Annotated in this window: 7 protein-coding genes; all 7 read left to right on the top strand. The window is 62.7% G+C overall.

What is annotated here, in order from left to right:
- The first annotated feature begins 92 nt into the window (after positions 1–92).
- The 7 genes from F8O09_RS04540 (at position 93) to F8O09_RS04510 (ending at position 12,270) form a co-directional block, all read left to right on the top strand.
- Positions 93–1,028 (top strand): class C sortase, encoded by a 936-nt coding sequence (locus F8O09_RS04540; RefSeq protein ID WP_225732873.1) that lies wholly within the window; start codon positions 93–95, stop codon positions 1,026–1,028.
- Positions 1,025–2,635 carry a SpaH/EbpB family LPXTG-anchored major pilin gene (locus F8O09_RS04535; protein WP_158054081.1) on the top strand — a complete coding sequence of 537 codons (1,611 nt, stop codon included), beginning with the start codon at positions 1,025–1,027 and terminating at the stop codon, positions 2,633–2,635. The genes F8O09_RS04540 and F8O09_RS04535 overlap by 4 nt, the downstream gene beginning before the upstream one ends.
- A complete protein-coding gene (locus tag F8O09_RS04530; protein ID WP_225732872.1) occupies positions 2,632–3,603 on the top strand; it encodes a class C sortase in 972 nt (323 codons plus the stop codon). Before F8O09_RS04535 ends, F8O09_RS04530 begins: the two co-directional genes overlap by 4 nt.
- An 8-nt stretch (positions 3,604–3,611) precedes the next feature.
- Complete coding sequence (locus F8O09_RS04525) at positions 3,612–4,955, top strand: nitrous oxide reductase family maturation protein NosD (protein WP_192497556.1); 1,344 nt, start codon at positions 3,612–3,614, stop codon at positions 4,953–4,955.
- 8 nt (positions 4,956–4,963) lie between these two features.
- Positions 4,964–5,713, top strand: coding sequence for a hypothetical protein (locus tag F8O09_RS04520; RefSeq protein ID WP_158054079.1), 750 nt, complete (start codon positions 4,964–4,966; stop codon positions 5,711–5,713).
- Positions 5,710–6,954 carry a Dyp-type peroxidase gene (locus F8O09_RS04515; RefSeq protein WP_158054078.1) on the top strand — a complete coding sequence of 415 codons (1,245 nt, stop codon included), beginning with the start codon at positions 5,710–5,712 and terminating at the stop codon, positions 6,952–6,954. Before F8O09_RS04520 ends, F8O09_RS04515 begins: the two co-directional genes overlap by 4 nt.
- Before the next feature lie 288 nt (positions 6,955–7,242).
- Entirely contained in the window at positions 7,243–12,270 is a 5,028-nt protein-coding gene (locus tag F8O09_RS04510) for an SdrD B-like domain-containing protein (protein ID WP_192497555.1), read from the top strand.
- Positions 12,271–12,698: the final 428 nt, after the last annotated feature.

The raw sequence follows: 12,698 nt of genomic DNA, 5'->3' as shown, positions 1-12,698 counted from the left end.
GCGCTGCATCGTGAACGGTGGTGGCTCAGAGGCGTTCTCCTGCTGAGCCATCGCCGCACAACTTGGTGATGAGAGTGAAGGGAGGTGCCGAGATGACACAGACAGTCGAGCCCGACCAGGCCGCGAAGTCAATTCAGCTCGGCGCCTCCCCACTGCCACCTCACCCACCACGTCGATGGGCTGTACCCATCATTCTGCAGATGGTGGCGATGCTCGGCATCGGAGCGCTGCTTTACCCGACCACTGCCAACTGGTTCGCAGAACGGGCCCAGCAGTCTGAGATCTCGGGCTACAACGAAACGGTGCAAACACTGCCATCAGGCGAGCGTCAGCAGAAGCTTGCCTCCGCCCAGGCATACAACAGCAAACTCCCCGCCGGCGTGCTTCGCGACCCATACACCAACCCCGATGCCGACGCAGACACTGCTGCCTACGCCGCCTACCGCGACACGTTGAACATTGCAGACAACGGTATGATCGGCGAGCTCTCATACCCCAGCCTGAGCATCGATCTGCCCATCTACCACGGCACCGGCGCTGACGTGCTGGCCAAGGGGGCCGGTCACCTGTTCGGGTCATCGCTGCCCATCGGCGGCCCATCGACCCACTCCGTGCTGACTTCGCACTCCGGGCTGACGAATGCTGAACTATTCACCCCACTGCATCAGGCGAGTGTGGGCGACACCTTCACGATCAGCGTGCTCGGCGAGACGCACTACTACCAAGTGCAGAGCACCGAGGTCATCACCCCCGATCAGACCGACCACCTGCGCATCGTCAACGGCCAAGACTTGGTGACCCTTATCACCTGCACTCCGATCGGGATCAACAGCCACCGTCTGCTGGTCACCGCAGCGCGCATTGCCGCGCCTGACGACAGCAGCCTGCAGACACTTGCCGGGCACGCAGGCCCCGGCTTCCCCTGGTGGGCTGTCATCTTCGTCACGGTCTCAGGTGCCGTGGCCTACATTCTGTTCGTGCCCTCGCACAGGCGACGCCGCACAGCATCCACGAAGGAACACCAATGACCATGTCATCTTTGAACCTGCAGGGCGAACGACGATCGCGAGTCGGCTTCGCACTGCTCATGATCGTCGGTCTCGTGGCTGCGACACTGTCACTCGTCACACCGGCACACGCCTCTGGGGAACCTCGCACCAGCGACATCGATCCGAATGCGCAGACGCACCTGGTGATCCACAAGTTCGAGCAGCCACAGGAGTTCGGGCTGCCCACCGACGGGCTGCCGCTGAGTGACAGCTCTGGCTATCGGTCGATCTCGGGTGTGCAGTTCAGCGCCACCCGCGTGCCGGGCATCGACCTCACCACCGATGCCGGATGGACTGCGGCAAAGACCCTCAACACAGCCGAGGCCGCTCAGCTGATCGCAGGTGAGTCGGCCGCTGGTGCTGGGGCGACTGGCAGCGACGGCACGCTCACCCTCGACTTGGGGGTCGGGCTGTACTACGTGCAAGAGACCCATGCGCCGGCAGGCGTTGTCGCCGCAGACCCGTTCCTGGTGGCGATGCCGTTGCAGCATCCCACGCTCGATCAGTGGATGTACACCGTGCACGTGTACCCGAAGAACCCACGCGTGGGCGTCTCGCTCACCGACATCGATGCCAATGCCGTGACCATCGGCGACACGGTGAGCTGGACCTCGACCTCAGATGTGCCACGCACCGAGAGCCTTGACGGATACGCAGTGCAGAACTTGATCGCCGAGGGGCTTGAGCTCTCTGACGCTGCAGACCAGGTACAGGTCGCACTCACCGGCACAGGTGCGCCTGCGCTGACCGGCGATGACTTCGAGACGCAGATCATCACCGTCAACGGCCGCCCGACCGTGCAAGTCACCTTCACCGAGTCTGGCCGTGCCAAGCTCACGCAGGCCCGTGCCACAGACCCACAGGTGCAGGTCGCGATCACTTATCACACCACTGTGTTGACTGAGGGGGCGCATACCAACGAGGTGCGGCTGCTGCCAGACAACCGAGCGATCGCCGGCCAAACGGCCGCTGTCACAGCCCAGACAACCACAAAGTTCGGGTATCTGCAGATCAACGTGCACGAGAAGGGCAACCCCTCGAACCTGATTCCCGGGGCGAAATTCAAGGTCTACTTGAGCGCAGATGACGCCGCGAACGACCGCAACGCGATTGTCGTCGACGGAACTGACGAATGGACGACTAACGATCGCGGGCAGATCACACTTGAAGGGTTCCGTCTGTCGAACTTCGTGAACGGGCTCGACCGCGATACCTCTGACCCGCTCTACCGCTCGTTCTTCGTCAAGCCGACGTTCTACCCTGCCGGCTGGATGGGCGATTGGAACGTGCAGCAGACTGCCATCACATCAGTCGACGACCCTGCCGTCACCACCTTCGAGGTCTGGCGTGATGACACCAACGACGGAGGAAAGACTCCGCCAAACACCCCCGGGCAGCCTGGGGCGGACGACGGCATTCCAGGGTTTCTGGCGCGCACCGGCGCGCAGCTCACTGGCCTCGTGCTGCTGGGCATCGTGCTGATCGGCGGCGGTGCGTTGGCGCTGGTTCGACGTCGCCGCAAGCCGGACGACACGAAGAAGGCGACGGCCGCAGCGGAGTCGCGTGAAGCATCCGACGACGAATGACGACGCACCGCAAGCCGCGCGCGTCCCGCACCCCTCCACAGAAGCGGCGTCTGGCCTGGAACATCGTGCTGCAGACCTTGGCGATGCTCGGCATCGGCCTGCTCGTGTACCCTCAGGCGGCGACGTGGTTCGCGCGCATCGCCCAGAACAACCAGATCTCGGGCTATGTCGAACGCGTGCAACAGACCCCGTCGGCTGAGCGCCAGAGAATTCTCGATGCGGCCTACGCCTACAACAATGAGCTGAAGCCGGGGCCGTTGACCGACCCGTACATCACCGAGAACCCAGACGAGGCGCTGCGCACAGAGGTCTATCAGGCCTACGAGAACATGCTGCGAGTGAGCGACACCGACGTGATCGGCACGTTGAGCTACCCCAAGCTCGACATCGGGCTGCCGATCTATCACGGCACCGCTGATGAGACGATCTCGAAGGGCGTCGGGCACATGTACGGCACGTCGCTGCCGGTGGGTGGGCCCTCGACGCACTCGGTGCTCACCGCTCACGCGGGTCTGCCGCAATCGAAGCTGCTGACCGATCTGTCGAAGGCCGAGGTCGGCGACACCTTCTGGATCAGCGTGCTCGGCGAAGACCACCACTATCGCGTCGAGAGCACTGAGACAGTGCTGCCCAGCGAGACCGAGTCGCTGAAGATCACCCCGGGGGAGGACTGGGTCACCCTGTTTACCTGCACACCGATCGGCATTAACAGCCACCGGTTCATGGTGCACGCGAAGCGACTGCCCGATGGTCAGGGTGACGCGAGCGAAGAGCTCGGCGCCGATGGTGCGCCGCTCGGGTTTCCGTGGTGGGCCGTCTGGTTCGTCGGCGGGTCGGGCGTCGTGGGGTGGATGCTGTTCGCGCCCCCGCGCAAGAAAGGCAAGAAGCGCCGTGACAGCGACGCAGACGGCGAGGACAGCCATTCTGGGAACGATGGCAACGAGTCCCCGGCAGGAGCACGCGTATGATTCGAGACATGCCTCACAACGCTTCGACCGCAGGCCTGTTCCTGCTCTCGCGCATGACCGTGATCATCGGCACCGCTCTGTTCGCGGCTGCTCTGACCGGCTGTGCCACGGGCACGGCGCCGAAAGAGGCTGTCGTCGAGGTCACCCCCGACTCTGGCTCGCTGCAGGATGCCGCAGACCGGGTGGCCGAGGGCGGCACGATCGTGTTGGGCGCGGGCACCTACCGTGACTCCATGACGATCAAGACTCGTGACGTGACCGTTCGCGGCAGTGATCGCAACGAAACGATCATCGACGGCGAGGGGCAGCGCCCGCTCGGCATCGTCGGCATCGCCGACGGCGTGCGCGTCGAGAATCTCACCGTGACAGGAGCGACGCTCTACGGCGTGCTGATCACTGGCACCCACGATGAGAACGGGGCAGACGTCACCGGCATCAGTGGGTACGAGCAGTTCGACCCCGAGAAGTTTCCGGCGACGCAGCGCTTCGCGGTCGACCACGTCACCGCCTACAACAACGGCCTTTACGGCATCTACGCGTTCAACGCTAAGAACGGCATCATCAAAGACTCGTATGCGTCTGGCTCAGCAGACTCCGGTTTCTACGTCGGCCAATGCCAGCAGTGCAACATCGCTGTGACTGGCAACGTCGCCGAGCGAAATGCCGTCGGCTTCGAGAATGCGAACGCTTCAGATTCGCTCGTGCTCACCGGCAACAGATTCACCGACAACCGAGTCGGAATGACGCTGCTGTCGAACTACCAAGAGGCTTTCACCCCCCAACGCGGCAATGTTGTGGCCGGCAATGTGATCAGCGAAAACCAGACCAGTCAGTCACCCAGCCAAGCCGATGGCGGGTTCGGCACGGGCATCGGTATTAGCGGCGGCCAAGACAACACGATCACTGCGAATCGCATCGAGAACAACGCGCGCTCTGCCGTGATCTTCGCCTCAACCGAAGACCTGCCATCCACCGGCAACCGCCTGACCGACAACCTGATATCGGGTAGCCCGGTGACTGCCGCCAACATCTCTTCCGGGCGCGCACCGGCATCCGCCAACTGCCTCTCGCCAGCCGGCACCGCCCTGCCAGTCGGGTTCGCAGCAGAGCTGTCTCGGGCGTGCGACGGTGAAAAGATTCAGCAGTCTTCAGCCTCGGCTGACCAGCTGCCCGGTCCGTCAGCGCCGGTTGGCATGAGCTTTCTTGAGGTTCCCGCGCCCAAAGCACAGCCGCAGATGGACGATCCCGGCACCTCACGAGACCCTCTGCCCGATGAGATGCAGCTGCCCGACGTGACACACATCGCCGTGCCCGACGCCGGCCTGCTCGTCGCCCTGACGGGTGTTCGATGACTATGAGGATGTGGACAAGACTCGTGACGCTGGTGCTGACCGCACTGTGTGGCATGACGGCCCTGGCCGGGTGCTCGTCAGCTGACGACGGGGCAGAGAGCGTAGCGAGACCGGTCTCTACCGACGAGGCGCAGCAGCTGGCGACGGTCAGGTTCAAACTCTTTCAGCAGGGCAGTGTACCGGTGACCGTCGAGGCAAAGACGGCAGAAGGCGATGTCGGTCTGCAAGGGTGGGTCGATTACCACAGTCAGCTTGGCTATACGCAGCTCACACAGCAGGGAACGTCCAACCGTGCAGTGCTGTGGACGGGGTCGACCGCCGGGGTGCATGCTTCACAGCCTGACGCTCTGGGAAACCCTGCGCTGCCGATTCCCGACGTGAACGACGCCGGCTGGAGTGCGCAGGGCATTGGCTCGACGACGGATGCGCTGCCTCAGCTGCTGAAGGTGCTGGCGGCGTTGGGAACTGATCGCCCGGACAACCCGATGCTGCTGCAGCAGACAGGGGCACTCTGGCTGCGTGACGACGAATTTGACGGGCAGAGCGTTCGCGTGTTCGCGACACCGCCGTCTGACAGCGTCGCCGAGGGGCAGAGCAGTGCCGCGGTAGACCCCGAAGCGTCAAGCGTTCGCCTGTGGGTCACAGACGATGGGCGTCTGGTGAAAGCTGAGATTCGGGCGGCCAGCCAGTGGAGCACCGTGCAGTTCGGTGCAGAGAGCGGGCCGACGCTGACTGCTCCTGGGGTCAGTGCACAGTGAGCGACGAACCTGGTCGAGACGGCCCTGAGGCCAAGGGCGCGGCCTCCGTGCCGGCAGAGCACGAAGACGGAGCATCGCTCAGACCGGAGAGCCGGCGCTGGTCGAGACGCCAGCTGCTCTTCGGGGGAGGGTCGCTGCTTGGAGGCATGGCGATCGGTGCGGTGGGCGCGACTGCGGTCTCGGATCGTTTGCCGGTGCAAGACGATCCCTCGACGAGTGCGAACGCCGGTGACGTCAGTCGGGTCGTGGCCACCGGAGAGCATCAGGCGGGTATTAACCGGCCTGACGTGCCAGCGTCGCACGCGCTCTACAGTGTGTTGGATGCGCCACAGACTCGCACTCGAGAAGACCTAGTCACGATGCTTGCTGCACTGGGGGACCGCGTGCTTTCGCTCGCTGAGAGTGCGTCGGGTCTGCTGCCAGATGGCGCCGGAGACCTTGCAGTCTGCATTGGCGTGGGTGCGCGTCTGGTCGAGCTGGTCGAAGGAAGCACTGCTCGTGTCGACCTGCCGCACTTCGCCGGCGATGACGCGCTGCCGCCGGAGCGACGCGGCGGTGACGTGTTGATCATCACATCTGCCAGCGATCCCGGCATACTTGAGCCGGTCACCGCCGAACTCGTGGCGGCTGCACAGCTGTCACTGCGATGGAGTGAAGCCGGATACCGCGGCAGGCCGAGACAAGACGTTGCTCGCAATCCGTTTGGCTTCTATGACGGCGTCATGATTCCGCGCGACGACGACGCACTCGAACAGGGTGTGTGGATCGGCTCAGGGGCGTTCGCCGGCGGGACGATCTGTGTGGTGCGCCATTTCGACCTCGACGTCGATCGGTTTCGAGAGTTGGCCGAGGGCGATCAGGAGCAGGTCATAGGCAGGCACAAAGCTGATGGCTCGCCTCTGACCGGTGGCGACACGTTCGCCGAGTCAGATCTGTTGGCCAAGACGTCGACTGGTTCGTATGTGACACCGGCATCATCCCACGTTCGGGCGGCGCACCCGTCATTCGTGGGCAGGCCGCTGATGCTCAGACGCAGTTACAGCGTGCTGTCAGCGGGCACGGTCTCTGGGCTGCTGTTCACGAGCTTTCAGAACGATGTGCGCACTTTCGTGGCCACCCAGCAGCGAATGGATGATATGGACGCGATGATGGCCTATACGTCTGTACGAGGCATCGGTGCCTTCGCCCTGTTGCCGGGGTTCGACTCGGCCCAGAAGCTGGGCGCGTCACTGGAACGCTGACTGGCGTTCGGCCTCGGCTGCGTAGGGTGAAAAAAAGGGTGAAACCTGACCCTCGCGAACGCCGTCGACCTGAATCGCGCATATCATCCTGCTTGGTGGCATACCTGTCGCCAGCTTTCGAATGCTTTGCACCTGGGTGCCGACTCTGCGTCTGCACGTCATTCGTGTGAACCGTCATGAGGGGATTGCGTGAAATCGCACAGCCGCAGTAACGACAATCAGAGTCGGTCATTCACGAGACGAAGCGGCGTGGCCATGATCGCCACGGCCACAACTGTTCTTGCCAGCATGACCCTCGTGACCCCGGCGTTTGCCGCAGACGAGCCGACCATATCGGGAACGGTGTTCCGGGACTTCAACTCGAACGGCCAGTTCGACGCTGCGAAGGCTGACGGGTCGGCATCGGCCGCCGATGGGCTGATCGACGTGGGGCTCGGTGGTACCGACGGTTCGCGAACCAAGGTCGACGCCTATGCCGAAGACGGCAAGCACATCGGGTCGCAGGTTGAGGTCAACGCTGACGGCACGTACACGCTCCCGCTGACGGGAGTCGCGAACGGGTCTCCAGTGCGCGTGGTGTTCAGTGGGTATCCCAGTGATTTCTACGACTCCTTCCAAGGGTCTTCGTCGGGCTCGAGCGTGCAGTTCGTCACGGCCGGGGCATCCTCAGTGAATCTCGGGCTACACCGTCTCGAGGACTACTCGAAGGGGCTGACCAGCCCCTTCATCACCGCCATTCAGTCGTCGGGTGCCTCAGACGGAGAGTACGGCAACAACCCGTCACTCACCTCCATTCCAGGCAATCTTCCTGCTGGTTCTGCTGTTCCTGACGCCAACACCAACGACGAGCAGTACGTCCTGGCCCGTTTCAACCAGACGGGTGCTGTCTGGGGCGTGGCCTATCAGCCGGATGACTCAGTGGCCAAAGGCGGCGGCTACGTCTATGCCTCTGCAGTGCTTAAAGGCGGTTCAGGGCTCGGATCACTGGGGCTCGGCGGGATCTATCGCATCCCGGTGACTGGTGACGGACAGCTCCTTCCGGGCGACACAACCGATACCGACCGCTCGTGGCTTGATGTGACCCAGGTCGGCATCGACGTGGGCACTGTGGACGATGCACGCTCAACCGAGCCTGACCCTCAGGCCTTCGACCAGGGAGGCCGTGCCGGCATCGGCGGCATCGCAGTCTCCGGTTCGTCATTGTTCATCACGAACTTGAACGATCACAAGGTCTACGAGATCAACACGACGAGCAGTAAGGTTGTGCGCACATACGCCCCAGCGACATGGGACGGCACCACGCAGGAGCAGCCTTGGGCGCTGGCCGTAAATGCGGGCAAGCTCTACGTCGGCCTGGTGAATACGCTCGGCACAGATCACACGGTCGGCGACACGACCACAGGCCCGACAGGCAGGGTCGCCTACACGGCGATCCCCAGCGATGACAGTGCTGAGGCGGGCGACTGGAACAATGCGCCCGGACTCGACTCGATCAGTCTCGGATACGATCGAGGCCTTGCCGCGACGGGAGGGAATGCTCGGGCCCAGACGCAGTGGCACAAATGGGTCACCTCATGGGCGGCAGAGGGCACCGCGCTGAAAGCTGCCTCAGACGTCGGTCAGTACAACTTCAAGACTTGGGCACAGCCCATCATTTCGGGCATCTCGTTCGATGAGTCGGGCAACGCTGTGCTCGGTCTGCAAGACCGTTGGTCGCTGCAATTGAGCGGCAAGAACTCACCGTGGCCTGATGGCACAGGGCTCACAAACAACGGCACGGTCGGACCTTCGACGCTGCCAGCTGGAGACATTCTCTATGCAGGGTACAACGGTTCGGCCTGGACGCTCGAGAACAACGGGAAGGTGACAGCTCGCACCTCGTCTCTCGGCAGCGAGACGCGTACAGCAGCCATCGACGACAAGGGCACTCAAGGCCCCGCCAATCAGGGCCCCGGCGGGCAGGAGTTCTTCGAAGATCAGGCGGGGTCGACTGGAGGGCTCTCACTGCACCAAGAGACCGCGCTCGGTGCAGTGCAGACTCTTCCAGGTCTGCAGCAGGTCGCCACGACAGCGTACGATCCAGTGACGGCTTACGAGACCGGTGGCAATAAGTGGCTGAGCCTCAGCGATGGCCAGAGCCTGCACGGCTATGACCAGTACAGCAGCAATGCGAGCGGCTACTTCGGGAAAGCGGGCGGCCTCGGTGGGCTCGCCATTCTGACCAGCCCGTCACCATTGCAGATTGGCAACCGTGTCTGGCTCGATGCCGACAACGACGGCGTGCAGGATGCGGGCGAGCCAGCCCTAGGCGGCGTCACCGTGACGTTGAAGGACAAAGAGGGCAAGACCCTGGCGACCAAGACCACCGATGCGCAGGGTAACTACCTGTTCAGCAGCGATGACAAGGACTATGCGTTGCAGTCGAATACGGAGTACACGTTGGTGTTCTCCACTCCAGCCGACGCAACGAAGAGCGCAGTCATCGCCTCGCTTGAAGGAACTGACTACGCCGGCACGACGTGGGGCCAGCTCAAGCTGACCACGCAGACGGCCACCGGCGATACGACAGATGCAGCACAGCAGACATTGGTCGACTCGAACCCCGACCCGTCCACGGGCGCGTTCACCTATACCACGCCAGCACTCGGCGCGAACGATCACTCGCTTGACGCTGGCTATGGGCTGACTCCCGCAGTCTCTGTGGGTGACTTCGTATGGCGCGACACCGATGGTGATGGTGTGCAGGATGACGGCGAGCCCGGCATCCAGGGTGTGGTGCTGAACCTGGTCGGCCCTGACGGCAATCCGGTCACTGACGTCTACGGCAACGTCGTCGGATCAGTGACCACGGACGCGAACGGCAAGTACCTGTTCCCGGCCTTGCCAGTGCTGCCCGCGGGCCAGCACTATACGGTGACGATCGATCAGGAAGCGTCACAGGCAGCGTTGGCTGACCTCGTGCCCACCAAGCAGAACGGCACTGGCGGCGACACCAGTACGGACTCTTCGACGTGGAATGCCGAATCGACCGACCTCACGACGAACCTGGCGAAAGACCTCACCCTCGACTTCGGGTTCGTGACCAAGCCGGTGCCGGCCCCGTCGGTGTCGGTTGGTGACTACGTCTGGAAAGACGCCGATGGTGATGGTGTGCAGGATGCGGGTGAGTCTGGCATCGATGGTGTCGTGCTGACGATCAAGGATCCCAAGGGCAACTCGGTAACCGATGTCAATGGCAAGTCTGTCGGGCCGGCAACGACTAAGGATGGCGGTAAGTATTCGTTCACGGATCTGCCGGTGCTGCCTGCGGGCCAGCATTACACGGTGACGATCGATCAGGATGCGTCGAAGGATGCGCTGACCGGTCTGGAGCCGACCAAGGAGAACGGCGCTGGCGGCGACACCGGTAAGGATTCTTCGACGTGGACTGCTGAATCGACCGATCTCACGACTGACAAGGCGCAGGATCTGACCTTGGATTTCGGGTTCGTGCAGCAGCCGACGCCGTCGGTGTCGGTTGGTGATCTGGTTTGGAAGGACACGAACGGTGATGGTGTGCAGGGCTCGGAAGAGCCTGGCATTGACGGTGTCGTGTTGAAGATCACGGATCCGAAGGGTAACCCGGTGACGGATGTCAACGGAAAGCCTGTCGGCTCGGTGACTACCGATGCGAACGGCAAGTATTCGTTCACGGATCTGCCGGTGTTGCCTGCGGGCCAGCATTACACGGTTGCCATTGACAAGGATGCATCGAAGGATGCGCTGACCGGTCTGGAGCCGACGCAGTCGAATGTCGGTGATCCCGCGAAGGATTCGTCGAAGTGGTCTGCGACCTCAACTGATCTCACCACAGATAAGGCGCAGGATCTGACTCTGGACTTTGGGTTCGTGAACACGCCTCCTCAGCCGGCTCCGTCGGTATCGGTTGGTGACTACGTGTGGGTTGATGGTGACGCTGACGGTCTGCAGGGTGGCGAAGCGGATAAGGCGTTGTCTGGGGTGACCTTGACGATCACGCGTTCTGATTATGCCCTGGTGACGGCTGCCGATGGAACGCCGTTGACAACCGATCAGCTGTCGACGAAGACTGATGCGACTGGGAAGTACGAGTTCACGGGTCTCGAGGTGCTGCCCGAGGGTACGCATTATGTGGTGACTGTGACCACGCCTGAGGGATACAAGGCGACGACTGCTGGTGTCGGTTCTGATGCGAGCAAGGATTCTTCGACGGGTTCTGCGACGTCGACTGATCTGACCACGGATGGTGCGAGCGACCCGACGCTGGACTTCGGGTTCGTGAAGCTGCCGACGCCGTCGGTGTCGGTTGGTGACTTGGTCTGGAAGGACACGAACGGTGATGGTGTGCAGGATGCTGGTGAGCCTGGCATTGACGGTGTCGTGTTGAAGATCACGGATCCTGAGGGCAACCCGGTGACAGATGTCAACGGGAAGCCTGTCGGCTCGGTGACTACCGATGCGAATGGTGAGTATTCGTTCAAGGCTCTGCCGGTGCTGCCCGCGGGCCAGCACTACACGGTGACGATTGATCAGGATGCGTCGAAGGATGCGCTGAAGGGGCTGGAGCCGACGAAGCCAGGTGCGGGCAGTGATCGTGGCAAGGACTCTTCGACGGGTTCTGCGACCTCGACTGATCTCACCACCGATGGCGCGAGTGACACGTCGCTCGACTTCGGGTTCATCACGCCGACCTATGCCGTGGGCGACGTCGTCTGGGTGGATGCTGACGGTAACGGGCAGCAGGGCGATGCTGAGCGTTTGGCCGGTGTCACGGTCACATTGCTCGATGCCGACGGAAACCCGGTTGCCGGTGTCGAACCAGTGACCACCGACGAGCAGGGACGCTACCTCTTCGACAAGCTGCCAGCCGGCGACTACCGTGTGAAGTTCACACTGACTGACGAGCAGGCCGCGAAGTACCAGTTCACAGGCAAGTCGGTTGAGGGCTCCACCGCAGAAGACGATTCGAACGCCGACCCGGCGACGGGCATCAGCGATGTCTTCACGCTTGGTGCGTCGAACGGCAACCTGACGCTCGACTACACCGATCAGGCATTCACCGCGACCAATGGGATTGACCCCACCATCGACGCCGGTGTGACGCTGAAGCCGGTGACGCCCACGCCTGAGGAGCCCGGTCAGCCAGCGCAAACTGAGACGGAGCCGGTGAATCAGGGTGGGAGCACTCCGTCATCGTTGGCTCGTACCGGATTCGAGGCAGGAGCGGCAGTGCTCGGGATCGCGCTGCTGGCCGCCGGCCTGCTCATGAGGCGCATGGCACGTCGTCGCAACAGCTGACCCGAAGCTTCTGAAAGTGCTGTTCCACGAGTGAAGCTTCTGATTCGCTCGTGCAGACAGACAGACAGACAGACAGACAGAAGCTGAAGCAGGACTCGACAGGGGCTTCATCTCATCCACGTGAGATGAAGCCCCTGCATTTTCGCTGATGGAGGTCTCGAAGGACTTAGGCGACCGTCTGCCGCCCTCTGCGGCATTCAGCCGACGCTTTCGTCGGGCGTAGCACCTGCTGCTGGGGGAACCTGTGCTCCGAATTACAGCCCGACTGCCCCACGGATTGACAAAACACTGTATTGGGCAGGTCGTACCGGCGAATGCTGCCAGAGTGAGTCGATCGCGCGGCGGCGCGCGGCATCCGCACAACGAAGCGTGCGTCACCACGACGCGAACAGGCGCAGAGAGACCGGAGGTGAGCGACAGCGAAGTGG

Origin of the sequence: Pseudoclavibacter sp. CFCC 11306, from assembly GCF_008831235.1 — a bacterium.
Lineage (GTDB): Bacteria > Actinomycetota > Actinomycetes > Actinomycetales > Microbacteriaceae > Pseudoclavibacter_A.
The sequence above is the reverse complement of the archived record's forward strand: the minus strand, read 5'-3'. Positions and strand labels throughout refer to the sequence as shown.